Here is a 21,826-nt window from a genome sequence, read left to right as displayed (position 1 = left end):
CCTTACTATGAATCGCGGCTAAAACACTTTTAGCCGCCCTTACTCTATAACAGCAACACCGCCATAAAAATAAACTGCATAATTAATGGCTTAACCAGCTACTTTAACTAACTTATCAGCAACATGAGGACTGTTTTTTATCAATAACCAAAGCCCTCCCCCTGTCAGGCCAATAATTAATTGAATTAAGCCTAGATTTTCGATCAATGACTCAGGACGTAACGATACTAATGTCATTCCCAATGCGCCAAAGATCATGCTTAAAAATTGTATAATAGCGACAACTGAGCCAGTATCGCTATCATGTTGATCTAACATAAGATTAGTGCCAGGTATCCTCATCATGATCACAGATAACGTGGCAGGTCCCGCTAAGAAAGCAAATAACCAGGGTGAAGTATATCCGTAGGTGTAAGTTACACAGCCACAAACCGTTAATAGTAAAAAACAACCTGTAATGATTTTTTGTACGTTAATGACTTTTGATAACTTGATATAAATAACCGGTCCAAATGAAGCAAAAAAGGCATTAAAGGCAAATGCATAACTAAATTCCTGCTCAGTTAGTCCAAAGTTATTAATATAGATGTAAGAACCAGCGGCTAAAAAAGCCATTAGAGCCATTGGTACAATCGAAAAAATGGCTAACAATGAAATAAATTGAGGATTTTTTAATACTGTTCCCAAACGCCCCCATGAACGCAATACAGAGCCAGTATATCGAGTGGCAAGTGTTTCGCGATAACATAATGCAAAAAACGTAGCAAACACACCAAATGCAGCAAGCGTATAAAACATCATGTGCCAAGAAGCAACTTTTAATAAAAATGCCCCCAAAACTGGAGCAACCATGGGAGCTATAATCACTAATGACATAATCGTTGCCATTATTTTCTCGCGCTCTCTACCATCATAAAGATCTTTAATAATCGCGGTAGCGACCACTGTGATAGCACTACCACCAAAAGCTTGGACAATACGAGAAAAAATTAAATGTTCAACTGAAACCGACAAACCACAGAACACACTGGCAATAATATAAATAATGATACCGGTTAATAGGATCGGTTTACGGCCAAATTTTTCACTTAAAGGTCCCCAGAAGAGTAACCCTATTGCATAGGTAACAAAATAGGCACTTAACGTTAAATTGACCATCGATTGATTAGTATTTAATACCTCGACCATCTGCGGCAATGCGGGCAGGTATAGGTCCATCGTTAGCGGAGGGAAAGCACTAATGATGACTAAAAATAGCAATGTGCCTTTACGCCCTAAAATTGGCTGTACTTGTTTCAATTTTTTCTCCACTTGAATTTTTATTAAAGATAATTGGGTATTTTGATAAGGTGTAGTCTGTTTGTAAAAAGTGCTAAAATAATACCGTTAAGTCGGCTTTCAATCTCAATTGAAATAACCTCAACAGTACATAAGTGAAGCAATACAGCACAGTGAAGCTGTAAACTTAACTGCTTGCTATAATCACGACTTTCATTTCTATTATTCTGATCTGGTGTCCACCATTATAATCTTTGCAAGGTTAACTTAGGGTTAATATGTATTTTTATTATGCCTACAGTTAGTTCGATAAAAACGTTTTTTCATTCTGGAACATCGAAATAATAGCGCCTGTGATAAAAGGTAAATATCAATAAAAAATTCAGCCATTCTGCACGTAGACTCACCTAACAGGTGCATTGTCGAACAATAAAATGTTTATTACTTGAATCATCTATTTCAACTAATAAAATTGATAACACGAAATGAATACGCACCTTTTTATTACATCTTTTATTAAAAATAGCTTATAAGCTTTATTCATTACGCTTTAATCAGCAATCGATTTAACTTCCTGCTAAAATAAGAGAAATTATCCAATTAAGTGAGTTCCAATGAAATTATTAGTCCGTAATCTAGCAAAAGCCACCACCGAAGAAAAACTACTGTCCCTGTTTAAAGAGCACGGTAATATACAATCTTGTAATCTGGTATTAGATAAAGAAACAGGTGCTTCAAAGGGGTTTGCTTTTGTTGAAATGCCTAAAGTAGGTGAAGCAAAAGCTGCTATTAAACAATTAAATGGATATAAATTAGCGGGTAATATAATACGAGTTAAAAAAGCAGAAGTAAAAAAAGAATCTGAAGAAACGCCTGCAATTGAAGCCGTAAAAGTAAAACCAAAACAAAAGAAAGCAACTGAGTCTGCCGAGCAAAAATCAACAATGGTTGACCCTGCGGCAGTCTGGGGTGAAGTTAAAGAAGAGTAAAGTAAGTTAATTAAACAGGTAAAATATCTACTGATAGCTAACAATTATTGACTGTCTTAATATCAGCCTTACTCTTCACTTTATTGTTCAGATAATTTTATTTGATAATGCTGACGAGAAACAGGATCAAACCTATTTGAGCAGAGCTGGAGCATACTAGCGCTGCTCACTTTCCTTAATAGAGAGAGTGCTTTAGCTCTTTCTTTTTCAATTACCTGTAATTTACCTTCAGTGTAGCCTTGATACTCAAGCTCACTTAACTGATGCATTTGCGCATAATAAAAACCCATCACTGGGTCATTTTTTTGTTTTGCTAATAACTCACAGACTTCATAATTGGCAAGTGTATACCCCACTGTTGTTAACTCTGCATCGGAATTACTGTCCTTTGCAATAACGCCAACGGAGAGGAATAACAAACTTAAGCCAAAAACAATAAAATGCATCATTACTATTAATCCGAACATACAAAAAGAGGCCGTAACCTCTTTTTTATGACTGTTAATTATGCCAATGCTTGTTCAAAGTCAGCAATCAAGTCAGCTGTATTTTCAATGCCAATTGAACAGCGGATCATATTCTCACTGATCCCCATTTGTTGACGCAGTGCGAGTCCCATTTCAAAGTATATAGTTGGAGCAACGGGCAATGCTAAGGTACGATTATCGCCTAGATGTGTTGCACTAATAACTAGATTTAATTTATTCAAAAAATCACAACAATCAATACCATCAATTAAATCAAAGCTTAATAGCGCACCATATCCATTAAATAATGTTTTAGCACGTTGATGTTGAGGATGATTTTCTAAACCAGGGTAATACACTTTAGCCACTTTAGGATGTGCATCTAACAATTTAGCTAGCGCCATTGTATTAATAGCTTGGCGATCCATGCGCAACTCCATGGTTTCACTGCCAACAGAAATAAGGTGTGCGCCCTGTGAGCTTAAACAAGCTCCCATATCACGTAATCCTTTTTTCTTAATTTGACTGATCCCCCACATTTTAGAATCACCTTTTCGATAACCCTCATAAATATTTGGATAGTTTTCCCAATTAAATAAACCAGTATCTGTAACAGAGCCTCCCATTGCATTGCCATGGCCAGCAACGTATTTAGATAATGAAGTGACAATTAAACTTGCTTTCACGGTAGTCGCATCGAATAAATAACTTGAAGTAATTGTATTATCAATAACGTACACAAGGCCATTTGCTTCACATAAATCGCCAATTTCAGCTAACGCACTCACTTGGGTTACTGGATTAGCAATCGTTTCTACAAAAACCATTTTAGTATTACTGTTTAGCGCACCAGTGACGTCATTGATATCTGTTGCATCAACTAATGTTACATCGATACCATAGTCCTGTAACGTCCCTAAAAGTGACGTTGTATTGCCAAATAAAAATCGACTACAAATTAGATGATCACCAGATTTTAAAAGTGTCAAAAACGTAGCCACTATAGCTGACATACCACAGGAAAAAACAGCCGTGGCTATACCATTATCTATTTTTTGAATTTTTTTACATAAAGCATCTAAAGTGGGTGTTGAAGAGCGAGCATAAGCATGACCAGGTTGACCTTGAAATACGTCAATTAACCCTTGAACATCTTTAAAACCAAATGGTACTGAGTTATGTATTGGAGCATGGACGGCACCTGCTTCTAATCCTAATTGATGATCTGCATGTACTATTTTTGTAGTAAAACCTAACGCTGTCATTTAAATTCCTTGCCTTTAATCTCAATAATGATCGCTTTGATCTCAAAATCTATAAATTTAACGTATTATGCCTAATCTAGAGTAATTTAGCATTAGATGGTTTAAGGAAATAAATTGAAGTCAAATATTTACTGTGTTTTTGTTTTTTTAATTGGATTAAGTATTTCATACTTTATTTCTGCACAACTTATTAAAGAAGAAATCAAAGTACAACAAAACAATATTGAAGTGGAAGGTAAAAGTATTAGTTTTAATATTCGAGGGGCAATTGAAAATAATGCTGAAATAATTCAATTAGTCACCAACCGGTGGTTGACTCTTGAAGACCTTAATCAACACTGGCAAAGTGATACGAATGCATTAAAACGAATCAACCGCACGATTAAAAAAATACAATTATTCCCACTGGTTGAACAAAATCAATTTTCGTTACCACCCGGAGACCTGATTGAGCACTCAGATCCTATGCTTAGAAAGCAGCAATTACGTGCTCGTAGCCATCTCCCTATGGAAAAAGAAAAGGTTATTTCAACATTTGTTTATACTAGCCGCTCAAGCTATTCCGAAGATAATAAATTAGAACTTAATTTACAATTTCCCCTTATCATAGAACAGGCGCTGGTTGGTTATATCGAAGTATCATTAAATATAGATATGTTAATGAGGCATAAAATAGATACCTATCAGATAACCAAGCCTTTTGCCTTATCAGAAAATGGCATTACATTATTTAGTTCTTTGCCTGAAAAAACGCACATTAATGATATTACCAATCAACTAACAATCACTTTGTATGGGCATCAATGGCAACTTATGATTTGGTCGCATATCTCAGCTCCAAATGGTGATTTATTCCTTATTTTTTCATTACTTATTTCATTGTTAGCTGCAATTACGGTCAAGTTATTAACTTTATATTACAGCATGAATAAAAAACATATTAAGGACAAAGAACAATATAAGCGCATTAATGATGAATGGAAAAATAGTCAAGCCAAGCTTATTCAGTCAAACAAGTTGGCCTCATTAGGCGAGATAGCTGCAGGTATTGCACATGAAATAAATCAACCTTTACAGGTTATCTGTATACACACCGATATGTGCCTAGATAATTTACATAATGGGAATTACCATTTAGTTGAGAAAAGCTGTAAAGCGATCGTAGAACAAAGTGACCGAATAGAAAAAATTGTTAAACAAGTAGGTAGTTTTGGACGAGATAGTGAATTAGATAATTATCAGAAAGAAATCCCAAACACTATTTTCAATAATGTTATTGGTATAGTTATTAATCAATACAATCAGGACAATGTTGAATTAAGGCAAGTTATTCCCCCTTCTCTACCTGCTTTATTTTGCAACAAAACACAAATTGAACAGGTACTTATTAATTTATTAATAAATGCAAAAGACTCCGTTGAAACATCACAAAATAAAGTTGTTTTCTTCAAATCCCATGTACAAGAGAACAACTTATACATTCAAGTATCAGACTCAGGATCTGGTATTGATCCTAATAAAATCAACGATATATTTACTCCATTCTATACAACAAAAGCGCTAGGGAAAGGAACTGGCCTAGGGCTATCAATTAGCTATTCAATTATTCACCAACATAATGGAGAGATTAAAGTTAGTAGTGAAATAGGTAAAGGTTCTATATTCACCGTCATATTACCCTTTGAAAAACGAAAATTAATACGTCATTAATAGCTGTAGTTTAAGGCTTCTAATAAAAAATAGCTTAGTAGCCTATTGTAACCATTGAAACCTCTTGTCGTATGTGATCGTCGTCTAAGCTAATTACCATTCAAGATGTAGAAATAAGTAGATGGCAGTGAACAAAACCTAAATATAAAGATCAATAGCTGACGAACTAGAACGAACTTATGGCTATTTATAAGAGCTTAAAACAGCAATGATAAGAATTACCGTCTTTAATCGCACGAAGGGTCCTATTTTATAATTTTAACGTAATAGCTCGAGTAGCGGTTGAATAATGTGTGTTGATTGATAACAGCCATAGAAGCAGTTTTTTTGATAAAATTTATTGATGAAAATAGTCACAATATACGAAATATTTTAACTAGCCACGAGTAAGAATGGAATTAAAAGAATAATAATGAAGAGGTTTAACCATAAGAAAGAAATAAGGTTAATTAGCTAGATAGGAAAAATAATAGGTTGATTGTGTAGAATATTTTGTTTCAGGTATAAAAAAAGGCAAGTCAGTAACCTACCTTTTTTTCAATCAGAATGAGCGGTAAACGCTCATCGAAGCAATATTAAAGAGCTACGATGTTTTCTGCTTGAGGACCTTTTTGACCTTGAGTAACAGTGAACTGTACTTTTTGGCCTTCAGCAAGAGTTTTAAAACCAGTGCTTGCGATAGCAGAGAAATGTGCGAAAACGTCAGGACCGTTTTCTTGCTCGATGAAACCAAAACCTTTAGATTCGTTGAACCATTTAACTGTACCAGTAGTAGTAGACATGTGTATATCCTAATATATTTGAGTAATTTAACCTTAAAAAAATCAAGGCAGTTGGCTAGAAGTGTTGCTATTACTTATGATGTATAGGATTCGGTACATTAATACGGAACAAAGTACATAAATATAAAACGAACTTTCAAGCTAAAAAAGATTATATATAGGTTTAAAAAGGTGTCAATAGCTATTTAATTAAAATATAAAAAAAACATTAAATAAATTCGTAACAATAAATAAAAACGCATATTTATCAACACACTAAAATACAAAAAAGAATGTGAATTAATATTATTTAGTAGAAAAGTAAGAAACAAGTAATACCTTCATTTGTAAAAGTAAGCTCTCACTTCTCTTTTTAATCATTTAACTAGTTTAAATGATTGAGCATATTCCCCCTTAAACTAATTTTTAAATAAACCCCGCTTACTATGCGAATCTAGGAGGTAAAGCTTTCTTCAATATCATCAACAATACTTTTAACAATACACTTAATAACATTATTACCGACATTATCAAAAACTTCATTATCAAAGCTATCACCATCATGAACCTTTCGATAACACCGGTAATAATCAAAAAAGAAAATTGAATACTCTAAAAATAATGAACTTTATATTGCCAACCAGCACCACAACAAAACCAAGCTAACTAATTAATATTTAAATAAATTATAATTTAATCGTTAAATAATGAGTGAAATATAATGATTAATTAATAATAGTTTTTTTGTTATATTTAACCTTTAAAGATCAAGGAATAACTATGACAATTTGGATTGATGCAGATGCTTGTCCAGTATCTGTAAGAGAAATGGTATTAAGAGCAAGCATAAGAACACAGACCGAGCTTATCTTTGTTGCAAACTCCCCCCTTCCTGTAAAAAGGACCGCTTTAGTAAAAACAGTTCAAGTATCACAGGGTTTTGACGTTGCGGATAACTACATTAGTCAGCATGTCGCCTTAAAAGATCTAGTCATCACTCAAGATATTCCATTAGCCGCTGAATTAGTGGAAAAAGGCATCATTGCATTAAACCCACGCGGAGAGCTATACACAGCTGATAATGTCAGACAACGACTCGCAATGCGTAATCTGGCAGAAGAACTACGTAGTGTTGGTCAAATCAGTGGAGGACCCAATAAATTCTCAGACAAAGATAAACAAAACTTTGCGAACTCACTAGATAGGTGGTTACAAAAAGCAAAAAGGTAACATTATCTATTACTTAATACCGCCATTTAATGGCGCACAAGCATAGAAATGCTACCTTTTGAAGTAAATGTAAAAGAAGATTATAGAATACGTGTTTCAGCTTGTAGCTTTAACGTACGAGCTTCTTCTGCTTCTTTCTTTTTACGATTATCACAAGGTTCAGGACAATCACATTCTTTATCGATACCAACAGAGGCTAAACCACCACAGCTCCCACCGATTGTTTTTTGGTTAACTATATAACCAATTGCCATCGCAACAATAACCAATAAAAAAACAACAAACGTGGCAATAAAATAGATCATGTTTATTCCTTTACAAAAAAGGGTTCAAATTCAGGCGTATAAGATTCAACAAATCCATCGCCTTGTTTAGTTAATAAAAAAACAGGTTGATGAAGCTTATTTGCAAATTTTAACCCATTTTCAGGTCCTAATACAGTAATAGCCGTCGCTAATGCATCGGCGACCATACTACTCTTATCAATCACTGTCACAGACACTAACTTGTGACTAATCGGACGACCAGTAGTTGGATCAATAGTATGCGAATAACGAATACCATCAAACTCAAAATAATTACGATAGTCACCAGAGGTGGCAATTGCATTATCGCCGATATGCAATAGGCGCTGCACATTTTGACCGAATTCAGGACGCTCTACTGCTAATGTCCATGGCGCTTTATTAAGCTTAGTACCGCTTGCTCGCAATTCACCGCCAATGTCTACTAAATAGTTTGTGATGCCCTGTTTAGTTAAAAACTCAGCAATTACATCAACACCGTAGCCTTTAGCAATGGAAGACAGATCAACATAGAGATCCGGCTTAGCTTTTACTAATTGGTTACCTTCGATAGAAAGATATTGGCTACCTATTTTTTGTTTAGTTTGTTCAATTAATTCAGCACTAGGTACTTTATTTGGTTTTTTATCTGGACCAAAGCCCCACAAATTGACCAATGGACCAACCGTAACATCAAACGCACCGCCACTTTGCTGATAAACCTTAAGAGCACGTTTAACGACCTTAATCGTCGCATCAGAAACCTCATACGCATCTTTACTTTGGTTAAATAATGACAACTCGGATTGTGGACGATAGGTAGACATTTGATCATTTACCAACTCTAATTGTTGATCAATTGATGTCTGTAAGTGATTAGTTAAAAGTTGCTTATCTTCAGACTGTTCGCTAGAAAGCGCATAAGAAACTTGATAATAGGTGCCCATGGTTTGTCCCTGAATATGCAATAATTGCGCTTCAGGTTTTGAGCACGAAGATATAAAAAAGGCCAGCCCTATTAAGGCTAGCCATTTAATTGATGAGTTAATCATCAGGGTTAACCGCCGAAGTCATCAAGTAAGATGTTTTCGTCTTCTACGCCTAAATCTTTAAGCATAGCAATAACCGCAGCATTCATAACTGGTGGACCACACATGTAGAACTCACAATCTTCTGGAGCTTCATGGTCTTTAAGGTAGTTTTCAAACAATACATTATGAATGAAACCAGTGTAACCATCCCAGTTATCTTCAGGTTGTGGGTCACTTAATGCGACATGCCATTCGAAGTTTTCATTTTCAGCTGCAATCGCATCAAAATCTTCAACGTAGAACATTTCACGCTTAGAACGCGCGCCGTACCAAAAACTTGCTTTACGCGTTGTTTTTAAGCGACGGAATTGGTCGAAAATATGTGAACGCATTGGCGCCATACCAGCACCACCACCGATAAATACCATTTCATTTTCAGTTTCTTTGGCAAAGAACTCACCAAATGGACCAGAAATAGTTACTTTATCACCGGCTTTTAAGCTGAAGATAAATGATGACATTTTGCCACAAGGTAATGACAGATCACGTGGCGGAGGCGTAGCGATACGCACGTTCAACATGATAATGCCTTCTTCGCCAGGGTAGTTAGCCATTGAGTAAGCACGAATCGTTTCTTCGTCAACTTTTGACTCTAAATCAAAGAATTTAAAGTGTTCCCAGTCACCACGGTACTGTTCTTCAATATCAAAATCTTTATATTTGATATGGTGAGCAGGCGCTTCAATTTGAATATAACCACCGGCTTTAAACGGTACTGATTCACCATCAGGAATTTGTAATTTAAGCTCTTTGATAAATGTTGCTTCGTTACCATTAGAGATAACCGTACATTCCCATTTCTTAACACCAAAGATTTCTTCTGGTAGTTCAATGCTCATGTCTTCTTTAACATTTACCTGACATGATAAACGTTCGCCATCTTTTGCTTCACGTTTAGTGATGTGATCAAGCTCAGTGGGTAGAATATCACCACCACCTGATTTAATTTTCACGCGACACTGGCCACAAGTACCACCACCACCACATGCAGAAGAAACAAATACACCAGCATTTGCTAATGCACCTAATAACTTACCGCCTGCTTGGGTATGGATGCTTTTGTCCGCATCATCATTAATAGAAATTGTAATATCACCTGTGCTTACAAGTTTTGCCTTTGCCGATAAAATAATAACGACCAATGCTAAAACGATAATTGTAAACATGGCAACGCCGAGAAAGATTTCCATCGACTTTTTCCTTGTTTTGAGAGGGAATAAATTCCCTCGAATTCATCTAAGCTAAAACAGCAACGATTACAGCTGGATACCAGAGAATGACATGAAACCTAATGCCATTAATCCAGCCGTTACAAATGTAATACCTAAACCACGTAAACCATCGGGTACGTCAGAGTATTTCATTTTTTCACGGATGCCCGCTAGAGCAACAATCGCAAGCGTCCAACCTACACCACTACCAATACCATAAACTGCTGATTCTAGTAAGTTATACTCACGTTGAACCATAAATGATACACCACCGAAGATGGCGCAGTTAACAGTAATAAGTGGTAAGAATATACCTAATGCTTGATACAAAGCTGGGAAGTATTTATCCAATACCATTTCCAAAATTTGTACTAAAGCAGCAATCACACCGATAAACGTAATAAAGCCTAAAAAGCTTAAATCCGCATCAGGGAAACCCGCCCAATCAAGTGCACCAGGTGCTAATAGGTTAAAGTAGATAATTTGGTTAGCAGGTACAGAAATACCTAATACTACAATTACTGCTACGCCTAGACCCATTGATGTTTTAACTTTCTTAGAAACAGCAAGGAAAGTACACATGCCTAAGAAGAAAGCGAGTGCCATATTTTCAATGAAAATAGAACGCACAAATAAACTAAGATAATGTTCCATTCAAATTACTCCTTTGGCTCAACTTGTTCTGGTTTAATTACTCGAATTGCCCAGATAATGCCACCTATGATAAAGAAGGCACTAGGAGGTAGAAGTAATAAACCATTACTTTGATACCAGCCGCCATTTGAAATTAACGGTAATATTTCAATACCGAACAGAGCACCTGAACCAAATAGTTCACGAACAGCACCAACTAAAACAAGGATTAAGCCGTAACCTAAACCATTACCCACACCATCCATAAAACTTGGGAAAGGTTTGTTTTTCATTGCAAATGCTTCAGCACGTCCCATTACAATACAGTTTGTAATGATCAGACCAACATAAACAGATAACTGTTTAGAGATACCAAAAGCAAATGCTTTTAGCGCTTGGTCTACTACTATTACTAACGAAGCAATAATCGCCATCTGTACGATAATACGTACACTGTTAGGAATATAGTTACGTATTGACGAAATAAATAAGTTAGAGAAAGCCGTTACAAACAATACCGCTAAGGTCATTACTACTGCGTTTTGTAAGGTGGCTGTTACTGCTAATGCAGAACAAACACCTAATACTTGCAGCGCAATGGGGTTATTGCTTACTACCGGAGAAGTTAGTACTTCTTTTAATTCACTTGATTTAGCCATTGTTTAGCGCTCCTTTACGAACTTTGCTAAGAAATGGACCAAACCCTTGCTCACCTAACCAGAAAGTAAAGGTATGCTCTACGCCAACACTGGTTAGTGTCGCCCCAGATAAACCATCAATTTCATGTTTAGAACCAGCAGCAGCTTGTCCTTTAACAATTTTAATAGCGGGGTTGCCGTCAGCATCGAATAATTCTTTACCAACAAACAGTCCACGCCAGCGAGGGTTTTCAACTTCACCACCTAGTCCAGGCGTTTCGCCCTGTTCATAGTAAGTGATAGCATCAATCGTATTACCATCTGGTTGCACAGCAACAAAAGCATACATAGTCGACCATAAACCAGCGCCGTGTACAGGTAGGATAATACGTTGCAATTGACCGTTATCATCAGACACTAAATATACAGTCGCTAAATTAGCACGACGGTTTATTTTAGCGACATTTTGATCCGCAGTTAATTTAACACTCTTCTCTGGATCTTTTGATGCTTTACGTTGGTCATATTTAGCAACTTCTTCTTTACTCAGATCAGTTACAAATTCACCCGTCGCTATATCAACTAATTTAGTTTCAATATTTGATGCAAAAACTTCTTTAGTTGATTTATTGGTCGTTAAACCAGCAACAGCAAGAATATTATTTTGCTTATCGATCTCTTTATTAGCGATTTGCATTGGACGTAAGCCAACTGCAGCACCAGCAACAATAATTGAACAGACTAGACAAACTGCCAGTACTACAATAATCGTTCTGCCAAATGTTTCTTGTTGATTAGACATTACGTGCGAGCCTCCGTTTGATATTGCCTTGCACCACAAAGTAATCGAATAACGGTGCAAATAAGTTAGCGAATAAAATAGCTAACATCATACCTTCTGGGAAGGCTGGATTTACAACACGAATTAATACCACCATCAAACCAATTAGAATACCGTAGTACCATTTACCTTTGTTAGTAAATGATGCTGATACTGGATCGGTTGCCATAAAGATCATACCAAAGGCAAAACCACCCATGACTAAATGCCAGTACCAAGGTAATTGGAACATATGGTTTGTATCACTGCCAATCACATTAAATAATAATGAAGTCGCAATCATACCGATCATAACGCCTGAAATAATACGCCATGAAGCTATACGCGTGATCACAATAAAGGCACCACCGATCAGAATAGCCAGTGTAGAAACTTCACCAATACTACCTTGCATATTACCAAGGAAAGCATCCATCCAAGATAGGTTAGATTGAACAGCTTCTAAGCCGCCTTGAGACATCACACTTAATGATGTTGCGCCCGAGAAACCATCAACAGCAGTCCAAACCGCATCGCCTGAAATATCCGTTGGGTAAGCAAAGAATAAGAATGCACGGCCCGCAAGAGCTGGGTTTAAGAAGTTACGGCCAGTACCACCAAAGATCTCTTTAGCAACAACAACACCAAAGGTAATACCTAAAGCAACTTGCCATAGAGGAATGGTTGCCGGTACGATCAATGCAAATAATACAGAAGAAACAAAGAAACCTTCATTTACTTCATGCTTACGCACACTAGCAAATAACACTTCCCAGAAGCCACCAACTATAAAAGTAACAGCATAAATAGGTAGGAAATAAGCGGCACCAAACAGGAAGTTATCAAATAAACCAGCACCAGAGCCAAGTGTGACTCCTAGCATATCCAATAACGCAACACGCCAATCCTCCAATGCAGAGTAACCTGCAACAATTGCTTCATTGGCTTGTACACCAGTGTTGTACATGCCGTAAAACATTGCAGGGAATGTTGCTAACCAAACAAAAATCATCATGCGTTTAAGGTCAATACTATCGCGAACGTGAGTAATACCTTTGGTCACATGACCAGGTGTATAAAAAAATGTCGCTGCGGCTTCATACAGTGCGTACCATTTTTCATAACGGCCCCCTGCTTCGAAATGCGGTTCCATTTTTTCAATTAAGTTCTTAAGACTCATTATTAGCCTTCCTTCTCAATTTTACTTAGACATGAGCGCAAGATTGAACCGTATTCATATTTGCCAGGGCAAGCATAAGTACATAGTGCTAAATCTTCTTCATCTAATTCTAGGCAGCCTAATGTCTGTGCGCCATCTGTATCACCAACGATCAAGTCACGTAATAATACTGTTGGTAAAATATCTAATGGCATCACACGTTCATATTGACCGATTGGTACCATCGCACGCTTACTACCGCCAGTAGTGGTAGTAAATGCAAATTTCTTCGCACTATTTAATGCTGATAAGAATGCACTAGATACAGAGTGTTTATTAAAACCAGGAACACCCCAGCCAAATAGCTCTTTCTCATAACCTTCAATCAATGCTGATATTTGGTTATGGTAGCGACCTAAGTAGCCATGTGGGCCCGCTGCTGTAACACCACATAACACTGATCCAGAAATCACACGAACTTGACCTGTGATTAACTCGCCAGCAGTTAGTTCAGATACCGATGCGCCGAGCAATGTACGTACTAAACGAGGCTTTGTAACAGCAGGGCCAGCGACAGAAATCACTTTTTCACTGTATAATTCACCGGTAGTAAATAACTGGCCAAATGCAATTACATCTTGGTAGTTAATTGACCAAACTTGTTTAGTAGCGGAAACAGGATCAATAAAGTGAATATGTGTACCGGCTAAACCAGCAGGATGAACACCGGTGAAGATTTTTTCTTCCACGGTTGCCACTGCGCTTTTAGGCAATGCAGCTTCACCTTTACAAACATACACTTTACCCGATGTTAAATGCGATAAAATCGCTAGTCCATCGGTAAAGGCTTGTTGATTTTCATTAATGATAATCGTTGCATCTGCTGCTAATGGATTAGTATCCATTGCCGTCACAAAAATAGAAGCGGGTTGAGCATCAATAGCAGGTACTTTGCTGAATGGGCGAGTACGTAATGCAGTCCACGCGCCGGATTCAACTAAGTTTGCAACTATTTTACTGCGTTCAAGATTTGCTAATTGTTTACTTTCATACTTAGCAAATTGCACACACTCATTGCCTTGTATAGAGATAACAACAGATTGCAGTACACGTTTAGCACCACGGTTTATTTCTTTCACTACACCAGACGCTGGAGCGGTAAAAAGCACACCTTCATTTTTCTTGTCAGAAAATAAAACTTGCCCTTTTTTTACGCTGTCGCCGACTTTAACAGCCATTGACGGACGCATACCAACGTATTCTTCACCCAGTATAGCAACTTCAGAAATGGCTGGGCCATTTTGAATGACTTGCTCTGGCGCTCCTGATATAGGGAGGTCCAGTCCTTTTTTTATAGTAATCATATTCTCTTGCACTATGTTACGGGAGGAAAGTTAGATGCCTTTCGGCAATAAAACATTACATGCAATCGTTTGCTATTAACAAACAATTAACACGTACGCTAAAAAATTCTCGCAAATATTAACATTAGAGAGGGGCTAATTGCTATATCAAATAAAAAGCTAACCGTAGTAAGTTCAAATTTAATAGAAAAAGTGTAACAAAATGTAGAGAGTCCATTAACACTTTGGCAATTTAGCTTTTCTCTCGCGTTTCTAGAAAAGCAATACTACGCTTTTATTTACCACCACCTAAACATTGTGCCGAATTAGGCGAGACTTTATTTTTCTCGGCCCATTGGGAAGGCGTGTAAGTATGCATAGCCAATGCATGTACCGGTCCCGCAAGCTCTTCAGCAAGCAATTCATTAATTAAACGATGGCGCATGATCAAACGCACCCCTTCAAACTCTTCGCAAACAAGTGTGACCTTAAAATGAGTTTCGGAGTTAGGTGGAACAGAATGATTCTGGCTTTCATTTTCTACTTGTAAATAATCAGCTTGAAAGCGTTGTTTTAGCTTATCTTGAATGGTTTGGTGAACTGTCATAAGGCCTCGCATATTAATTTATGGCTGGAAGTTGGGCTGACGTTTATCGATAATAAAGAAAACAGTTTATGTTACATGCTTAAGAAAAAATAGTTAACCTCTACATTCATTACCAAGGTAAAAGTTTTTGTTCACAAGCAAAATTTGATGCAAGATGCCGACATAATTGTGAATTTTAAATATCCACAATGGATAAAACAGTCAGATTCACATAATAAGTGTACCTATTTTACGATACACTGAAGTAAGTTTGAATTAAATAAAGACAGGGTTAAAATTTTGTTTATCCTAGACATACAGAAAGTTATCCAACCAATACTTAATCATATTAAAAAATAAGGATAAAATTCACCATGTCTAATGCTTCTGATCTTCGAGTAGGTTTAACCGCTGCTTTTGCTTGTTCCTATTTAGCCGATAAAGAAGAACAGCTCATTATGCTGGTTGATCCTGAAGTTCATGCAAAACAACATTATCCTGCTTTAATGTTGATAGGTTTTAGGCGTAGTGGTGATCAAGTGTATCGGCCACATTGCCCAGAATGTAATGGCTGCGAATCATTACGTGTGAATAGTCAAAATTTCAAGTTATCCAAAAGCCAAAAACGCTTAGTAAACAAAAATAAACATTTCACTACATTGATAAGCACTACCCCTAAAGCATCCTACTACCCTCTATACGAACGCTACATTAATCAGGTTCATAAAGAAGGTGTCATGTATCCTGCTAGCTCAGAACAATTTGAATCTTTTTTAGCATGTAGTTGGGGAGATATGCTATTTATTGAAGTGTATGATGCTGAACAGTTAATATCAGTCAGTGTTACAGACCAACTATGTACAGACTCAGCAACCGATTGGAGTGCTTTTTATTGCTTTTATGATCCTGATTATAGTGAACATTCATTAGGAAAATATGCCGTTTTACAACAGCTAGATTTAGCAAAACAAAAAAACATAACATTTCTGTATTTAGGTTATTACATTCACAACTGTCAAAAAATGAATTACAAAAATCAGTTTAATCCACATCAGCGCTTTATAAACCAACAATGGAAGTCCTTTGATTAGGGTTTCATTCACTATTTAGTTTGATTAATGAGCAACAATCCTTTACCACTCCCAATTATTCTGGCATTATGCGCCGATTGAAAGTAGCACAACTTACCTATACGAAGGATCCATCGCCAATGGCAAAAGAAGACAGTATTGAAATGCAAGGCACTATCTTAGATACTCTGCCTAATACAATGTTCCGTGTGGAATTAGAAAACGGTCACGTTGTTACTGCACATATCTCAGGAAAAATGCGTAAAAACTACATCCGTATTCTAACTGGCGATAAAGTGACAGTTCAATTGACCCCTTACGATCTATCAAAAGGTCGTATTGTTTTCCGTGCTCGTTAATTAGCCGGAAACCAAGTCAGGCTTTAAATAGTCATAAAAAAACCAGCTTTATCGCTGGTTTTTTTATGACTAAAATTTGTAACTACAATTGAAGTACGTAATGAACAAAGAAAAGTTAATAAATAATTAGTTAGTTACTCATTTCCACTTCTTTCTCAGTCTTTTTATCATAGATAAACTCAACACCATCCGCCGTTTCGTTTAAACGCACTGAGACACTACCACCCTCTTGTAATCCACCAAATAAGATTTCGTTCGCGAGCGGTTTTTTAAGTTTCTCTTGAATTAAACGTCCCATTGGTCTCGCCCCCATCGCTTTATCATAACCATGCTCTGCTAACCAATTACGAGCTTTGCTATCTACTTCAAGTGAAACTTGTTTTTTATCTAATTGCACCTGTAACTGCACTATAAACTTATCAACCACTTGGCTGATCACTTTTAAATCTAAATGATTAAACCAAATAATATTATCAAGACGGTTTCTGAATTCAGGAGAAAAAATCTTATTGATTTCATCCATCGCTTTTGCACCTTCTTTCTGCTCTTTAAAGCCAATGGATTGTTTAACCGTTTCTTGCACGCCTGCATTAGTTGTCATCACCAAGATAACATTTCTAAAATCAACTTTGCGACCATTGCTATCAGTTAATGTTGCATGATCCATTACCTGCAATAAAATATTATAAACATCAGAATGTGCTTTTTCTATTTCATCTAACAGCACCACAGAATAGGGATGTTTAACTACCGCATCGGTTAACAAACCTGCTTGTTCATATCCAACGTAACCAGGTGGAGCACCAATCAATCTTGATACCGTGTGTTTCTCCATGTATTCGGACATATCAAAACGTAACAACTCTACGCCTAATGCTTTGGCTAATTGCTGTGTAACTTCCGTTTTACCCACCCCAGTTGGACCAGCAAACAAAAAAGATCCCACAGGTTTTAATTCATCAGATAAACCAGAACGATTCAAATGAATAGCATCAGTTAATGCATCAATAGCTGTATCTTGGCCAAAAACCGTCATTTTCAAACGGTCATGTAATTTTTCTAGTGCGTCTTTGTCTGAGCTAGACACGGACTTTTCTGGAATACGTGCGATTTTAGCAATAATGGTTTCAATTTCTGCCACACCAATGGTTTTTTTGCGTTTGCTGACAGGCAATAAACGCATTTGAGAACCCGCTTCATCTATCACATCAATCGCTTTATCAGGCAACTGGCGATCATTAATGTATTTAGCGCTTAATTCAGCCGCGGCCATCAATGCTTTGTTGGTATAACGAATATTATGGTGTTCTTCGTAACGCGAACGTAAACCGAGAAGAATTTGGCTAGTTTCTTTAACCGAAGGTTCAAGCACATCAATTTTTTGGAAACGTCTCGCCAATGCATGTTCTTTTTCAAAAACTTGACCAAACTCTTTATAGGTTGTGGAACCAATACAACGAAGTTTGCCCCCCGTTAATAAAGGTTTTAATAGATTAGCAGCATCTAGTTGGCCACCCGTGGCCGCTCCTGCACCAATAATAGTATGGATTTCATCAATAAATAAAATCGCATTTTTTTGATCTTGTAGTTTTTTTAATACAGTTTTGAAACGTTGTTCAAACTCACCTCGGTATTTTGTACCTGCTAATAATGCACCCATATCTAAAGAGTAGATAATATGGTCATCAATCACTTCCGGCACATCATTATGTACAATGCGGTATGCAAGTCCTTCTGCGATTGCGGTTTTACCAACTCCGGACTCTCCAACTAACAATGGATTGTTTTTACGGCGACGACACAGTATTTGCACGCAACGCTCTAATTCTTTTTCGCGACCAATTAATGGGTCGATAACACCAGCAACCACTTGCTCATTAAGATTAATGGTAAAGGGCATTTCATCGTTTTCTTCGACTTTAGATTCAATCTGCTCAGGCTCATGAAAGATCACCGTATCAGGATGTTTTTCAACGCCATGGGAAAGGTAATTAACTACATCTAAGCGCGATACATTGGACTTTTTAAGGAAGTAAGCCGCTTGTGATTCTTGTTCACTAAAAATAGCCACCAGCACGTTAGCAGCACTAACTTCTGTTTTTCCCGATGATTGCACATGAAAAATAGCACGTTGCAGTACACGCTCAAAAGCGATCGTAGGTTGTATTTCTAGCTTTTGATTTTTAACCTCTGACAAACTGGGATTAGTATCTAAAAACTCCGTTAATTCAAGATGCAGGGAAACAATATCAACCGAACAAGCTAGCAAAATTTTCTTTATTTCTTCATTTTCCAATAAAGCTAATAATAGATGCTCTAATGTCATAAATTCATGGTATTTTTCATACGCAATTCGGAAAGCTAAATCGAGGCTATGTTCTAAAGGTTTATCTAGCATGGAGACTCCTTAGGAGAGTGGAAATAAAAAATGGCTTGGTTAACTCTCTTTTTCCATCGTACATTTCAATGGATGTTCATTTTCTTTTGCATAATTATTAACTTGCATTACCTTTGTTTCTGCAATTTCAGCACTAAATGTACCGCAAACACCGACACCTTTGTAGTGTACATTTAACATTACTTCCGTTGCAGCTTCATGATCTAATCGAAAGAAGCGTTGTAATACATCAATCACAAAATCCATTGGTGAATAATCATCGTTGTGTAATAACACACTATAAAGTGACGGCGGCACTAGCTTTGTTTCTTGGGATTCGATTGTTGCCGACTCATTTCCCGTTTGTGGAGAATTTTGTTCACTCATGTTTTAGTCTAGTCTTCATTATTAAAGTTATTGAAATAGTTAATATTATTAAAGCGATTTACGTTACCAGCATCTCATTTTTAATATTCTACTGAGTATAAACCTGTTTATAAAAGCCATTGATTCGGTAATCAACGCTGCAATTAAAACCTAGAGTAAAGCTTAAGCAGATAATGTGCAATCGCGTAAAGACAAAAAGCGGTAGTGATGTGAAGTAGTCATAACTACATTTATTAATTTGCTCGTTTAACCAACAATTTTGATTATTCGCTTAATTTTGCTTTTAAACGTTGCTGCACTAACTCTACCAATAAGTCAGGCTGAAACTTAGAGAGAAATTCATTGCAGCCTACCTTTTTTACCATGGCTTTATTAAAGTCACCACTTAAGGAAGTATTAAGCACCACAAATAAGTCCGACATACGCGGATCATTGCGGATCTCAGAAGTTAATTTATAACCATCCATTGCAGGCATCTCAGCATCGGTGATCAGCATTAATATTTCATCTTCAATTTTTTTACCTTGGTCTGCCCAACCTTTTAAAATGTTCAATGCCTCTAAACCATTTTTAGCCGGAATAATCTCGATCCCTAATTGCTCTAAGGTACTAGCAACCTGATTTCTAGCTGTTGGTGAATCATCTGCATGTAAAATTTTGCGACCAGCGAATTCAGAGATAATGCTCTCGTCCAACACTCCATCAGAAATATCCACTTTATAAACGAGTATTTCAGCGAGTACCTTTTCTACATCGATAATTTCAACTAACTCTTCAGTATCATTTCTTTTAAGCTTTGTTATCGCAGTTAAATAGTGCCCTCTACCTACGGTAGTCGGCGGTTCCATGATCTCACCCCAGGTCATATTAACAATATGATCAACTGGCCCAACTAAAAAGCCCTGAACACTTCGGTTATATTCGGTAATAATTAAATTTGATTGCTCATCGGGCACCAAGGGTTGCAGGCCGATAGCCGCCTTCAAATTGATAACGGGAATAGATTCCCCTCGAATAGTAGCAACACCATCGATATGAGGATGAGAGTTGGGTAATTTATTAAGGTAAGGTAATTTCACCACTTCTTTTACTTTAAAAACGTTTAAAGCAAACAGTTGACGACCTAAAAGATGAAATAACAATAATTCTAACCGATTTTCACCGACCAAATTGGTACGTTGATCAACCGTATCCATTAAGTTCGCCATACAAAATATCCTTTAAAAACAAATTTAAGAGTTGCTAAGTCTAGTTCGCTTTACAGAAAAGATATTGCGGATTAACAAAAAATGAGCAAAGTTTTAGAAACACAAATGAATTAATTGAATGTAAACCAAGTTATTAGCTATTAAAAAGTAGAGTTACAAACATAATCAATGGCTTATTCGCCCTTTGCAGTAGCTATTACGTCTTCGTCAGAACCTGTTACAAGCGCGCTTAATAGTGAAGATAAACGCTGTATTTTTTGATTGGATAATTGCCGATAATCAAAATAAGGGCAAACAATAACCACATGTTCAAAATTAATAGCAAACTCTTCATCTAACCACAACAAGTCGATGCTCAGTTGCCCATCATTAATCATTTTTTTCGCATAAGTTCGGCCACAAATTATATGCACGGTATTATTTTTTATTTTATGAATTCTAACCTTACTCTTTTCAGCATTTGTATTTTCAACATGGCTACATTCAATAAGCTTATTTTCAATCTCGCTATTATCAAGATATCTATTTTCAACATAACTGCTTTCAATATTATTTAAACAAGGTGGAGTAAATATCAATGCAGTGGTGCTATTTTTTTGTAATAGAAATTGATCACGATATTGTTGCCACGTAGGCGCGAGTTCAGAAAAGTGAAAGTGATTTTTGTCTAAGGCATATAAAAGCTTGGCATAAACATTAAATACTTTGCGCCAACCATTACCACAGGCTTTACCAATTGAATCAATTTCCCCTAGCTGTAAAGGCATTATATGTTTCAGCGATTCGTATTCAGGCATCTTTGGTTGATTGGCAATATACACAGCAAAGGTAAATTGAGTATCACCTAAAGCAACAACTTTATTTTTTATATGATTGTTCATTTTTTATTTATCACTTTTTAAGTGGCGGCTGTTTCATTGTTGACGCATTGATACTGTAATAAAAACGGTGTAACCGCGT

At 36.6% G+C, this 21,826-nt stretch carries 21 protein-coding genes and 1 pseudogene; 5 read left to right on the top strand and 17 right to left on the bottom strand.

Annotation, left to right across the window (positions count from 1 at the left end; translation table 11 throughout):
- Positions 1 to 90 precede the first annotated feature (90 nt).
- Entirely contained in the window at positions 91 to 1,299 is a 1,209-nt protein-coding gene (locus MT391_RS09290) for a multidrug effflux MFS transporter (RefSeq protein WP_499497708.1), read from the bottom strand.
- 593 nt (positions 1,300 to 1,892) lie between these two features.
- Here MT391_RS09290 and MT391_RS09285 point away from each other — a divergent pair.
- A pseudogene (locus tag MT391_RS09285) lies at positions 1,893 to 2,123 on the top strand (RNA recognition motif domain-containing protein); the annotation flags it as partial.
- Positions 2,124 to 2,347: 224 nt separating this feature from the next.
- On the opposite strand, the gene MT391_RS09280 reads toward MT391_RS09285, so the two are convergent.
- Together MT391_RS09280 and MT391_RS09275 are read right to left on the bottom strand one after the other, a co-directional pair.
- Positions 2,348 to 2,716: a hypothetical protein gene (locus MT391_RS09280; RefSeq protein WP_499497706.1), complete on the bottom strand. Its 369-nt coding sequence runs from the start codon at positions 2,714 to 2,716 to the stop codon at positions 2,348 to 2,350.
- Positions 2,717 to 2,772: 56 nt separating this feature from the next.
- Entirely contained in the window at positions 2,773 to 3,999 is a 1,227-nt protein-coding gene (locus tag MT391_RS09275; protein WP_499497704.1) for a cystathionine gamma-synthase family protein, read from the bottom strand.
- Positions 4,000 to 4,113: 114 nt separating this feature from the next.
- On the opposite strand from MT391_RS09275, the gene MT391_RS09270 reads away from it, so the two are divergent.
- Positions 4,114 to 5,709 carry a sensor histidine kinase gene (locus MT391_RS09270; RefSeq protein ID WP_499497703.1) on the top strand — a complete coding sequence of 532 codons (1,596 nt, stop codon included), beginning with the start codon at positions 4,114 to 4,116 and terminating at the stop codon, positions 5,707 to 5,709.
- 575 nt (positions 5,710 to 6,284) lie between these two features.
- Here the strand turns inward: MT391_RS09270 and cspE are convergent.
- Positions 6,285 to 6,491, bottom strand: a complete 207-nt coding sequence (gene cspE / locus MT391_RS09265) for a transcription antiterminator/RNA stability regulator CspE (protein WP_019613006.1) — start codon at positions 6,489 to 6,491, stop codon at positions 6,285 to 6,287.
- A gap of 759 nt (positions 6,492 to 7,250) precedes the next feature.
- Between cspE and MT391_RS09260 the strand changes: the two genes are divergently transcribed.
- Positions 7,251 to 7,700: a YaiI/YqxD family protein gene (locus tag MT391_RS09260; protein ID WP_166371597.1), complete on the top strand. Its 450-nt coding sequence runs from the start codon at positions 7,251 to 7,253 to the stop codon at positions 7,698 to 7,700.
- 80 nt (positions 7,701 to 7,780) lie between these two features.
- On the opposite strand, the gene nqrM is transcribed toward MT391_RS09260, so the two are convergent.
- The 9 genes from nqrM to MT391_RS09215 all read right to left on the bottom strand — a co-directional run bounded on the left by nqrM (position 7,781) and on the right by MT391_RS09215 (position 15,486).
- Positions 7,781 to 8,005, bottom strand: coding sequence for a (Na+)-NQR maturation NqrM (gene nqrM / locus MT391_RS09255; RefSeq protein WP_166371596.1), 225 nt, complete (start codon positions 8,003 to 8,005; stop codon positions 7,781 to 7,783).
- A 2-nt stretch (positions 8,006 to 8,007) separates the two neighbouring features.
- Positions 8,008 to 9,036 (bottom strand): FAD:protein FMN transferase, encoded by a 1,029-nt coding sequence (locus MT391_RS09250; protein WP_499497701.1) that lies wholly within the window; start codon positions 9,034 to 9,036, stop codon positions 8,008 to 8,010.
- 5 nt (positions 9,037 to 9,041) lie between these two features.
- On the bottom strand, positions 9,042 to 10,265 hold the full coding sequence (nqrF, locus tag MT391_RS09245; RefSeq protein ID WP_166371594.1) for an NADH:ubiquinone reductase (Na(+)-transporting) subunit F: 1,224 nt from the start codon (positions 10,263 to 10,265) through the stop codon (positions 9,042 to 9,044).
- A gap of 66 nt (positions 10,266 to 10,331) precedes the next feature.
- The gene (gene nqrE, locus MT391_RS09240; protein WP_166371593.1) at positions 10,332 to 10,940 is read right to left on the bottom strand and encodes an NADH:ubiquinone reductase (Na(+)-transporting) subunit E; all 609 of its coding nucleotides are present in this window, start codon (positions 10,938 to 10,940) and stop codon (positions 10,332 to 10,334) included.
- A 5-nt stretch (positions 10,941 to 10,945) separates the two neighbouring features.
- Complete coding sequence (locus tag MT391_RS09235) at positions 10,946 to 11,578, bottom strand: NADH:ubiquinone reductase (Na(+)-transporting) subunit D (protein WP_166371592.1); 633 nt, start codon at positions 11,576 to 11,578, stop codon at positions 10,946 to 10,948.
- On the bottom strand, positions 11,571 to 12,359 hold the full coding sequence (locus tag MT391_RS09230) for a Na(+)-translocating NADH-quinone reductase subunit C (protein WP_166371591.1): 789 nt from the start codon (positions 12,357 to 12,359) through the stop codon (positions 11,571 to 11,573). The genes MT391_RS09235 and MT391_RS09230 overlap by 8 nt, the downstream gene beginning before the upstream one ends.
- Positions 12,352 to 13,557: an NADH:ubiquinone reductase (Na(+)-transporting) subunit B gene (locus MT391_RS09225; protein WP_499441020.1), complete on the bottom strand. Its 1,206-nt coding sequence runs from the start codon at positions 13,555 to 13,557 to the stop codon at positions 12,352 to 12,354. The genes MT391_RS09230 and MT391_RS09225 overlap by 8 nt, the downstream gene beginning before the upstream one ends.
- A gap of 2 nt (positions 13,558 to 13,559) precedes the next feature.
- On the bottom strand, positions 13,560 to 14,900 hold the full coding sequence (locus MT391_RS09220; protein ID WP_166371589.1) for a Na(+)-translocating NADH-quinone reductase subunit A: 1,341 nt from the start codon (positions 14,898 to 14,900) through the stop codon (positions 13,560 to 13,562).
- 274 nt (positions 14,901 to 15,174) lie between these two features.
- Positions 15,175 to 15,486 carry a BolA family protein gene (locus tag MT391_RS09215; protein WP_299665309.1) on the bottom strand — a complete coding sequence of 104 codons (312 nt, stop codon included), beginning with the start codon at positions 15,484 to 15,486 and terminating at the stop codon, positions 15,175 to 15,177.
- 353 nt (positions 15,487 to 15,839) lie between these two features.
- On the opposite strand from MT391_RS09215, the gene MT391_RS09210 reads away from it, so the two are divergent.
- Together MT391_RS09210 and infA are read left to right on the top strand one after the other, a co-directional pair.
- The gene (locus MT391_RS09210) at positions 15,840 to 16,556 is read left to right on the top strand and encodes an arginyltransferase (protein ID WP_499497699.1); all 717 of its coding nucleotides are present in this window, start codon (positions 15,840 to 15,842) and stop codon (positions 16,554 to 16,556) included.
- Positions 16,557 to 16,675: 119 nt separating this feature from the next.
- Complete coding sequence (gene infA, locus MT391_RS09205) at positions 16,676 to 16,894, top strand: translation initiation factor IF-1 (RefSeq protein ID WP_007419779.1); 219 nt, start codon at positions 16,676 to 16,678, stop codon at positions 16,892 to 16,894.
- A 130-nt stretch (positions 16,895 to 17,024) separates the two neighbouring features.
- On the opposite strand, the gene clpA is transcribed toward infA, so the two are convergent.
- The 4 genes from clpA to MT391_RS09185 all read right to left on the bottom strand — a co-directional run bounded on the left by clpA (position 17,025) and on the right by MT391_RS09185 (position 21,747).
- A complete protein-coding gene (clpA, locus tag MT391_RS09200) occupies positions 17,025 to 19,292 on the bottom strand; it encodes an ATP-dependent Clp protease ATP-binding subunit ClpA (RefSeq protein ID WP_499497697.1) in 2,268 nt (755 codons plus the stop codon).
- 39 nt (positions 19,293 to 19,331) lie between these two features.
- A complete protein-coding gene (gene clpS / locus MT391_RS09195) occupies positions 19,332 to 19,658 on the bottom strand; it encodes an ATP-dependent Clp protease adapter ClpS (RefSeq protein WP_166371585.1) in 327 nt (108 codons plus the stop codon).
- 263 nt (positions 19,659 to 19,921) lie between these two features.
- Positions 19,922 to 20,866, bottom strand: coding sequence for a chemotaxis protein CheV (locus MT391_RS09190; protein WP_499497695.1), 945 nt, complete (start codon positions 20,864 to 20,866; stop codon positions 19,922 to 19,924).
- A 173-nt stretch (positions 20,867 to 21,039) separates the two neighbouring features.
- Positions 21,040 to 21,747: a DUF6942 family protein gene (locus MT391_RS09185; protein ID WP_499497693.1), complete on the bottom strand. Its 708-nt coding sequence runs from the start codon at positions 21,745 to 21,747 to the stop codon at positions 21,040 to 21,042.
- Positions 21,748 to 21,826 lie beyond the last annotated feature (79 nt).

The sequence above is a fragment of the Vibrio sp. 1-Bac 57 genome (assembly GCF_037546855.1).
Classification (GTDB): domain Bacteria; phylum Pseudomonadota; class Gammaproteobacteria; order Enterobacterales; family Psychromonadaceae; genus Psychromonas.
This window is presented reverse-complemented; position numbering and strand designations above follow the sequence as displayed.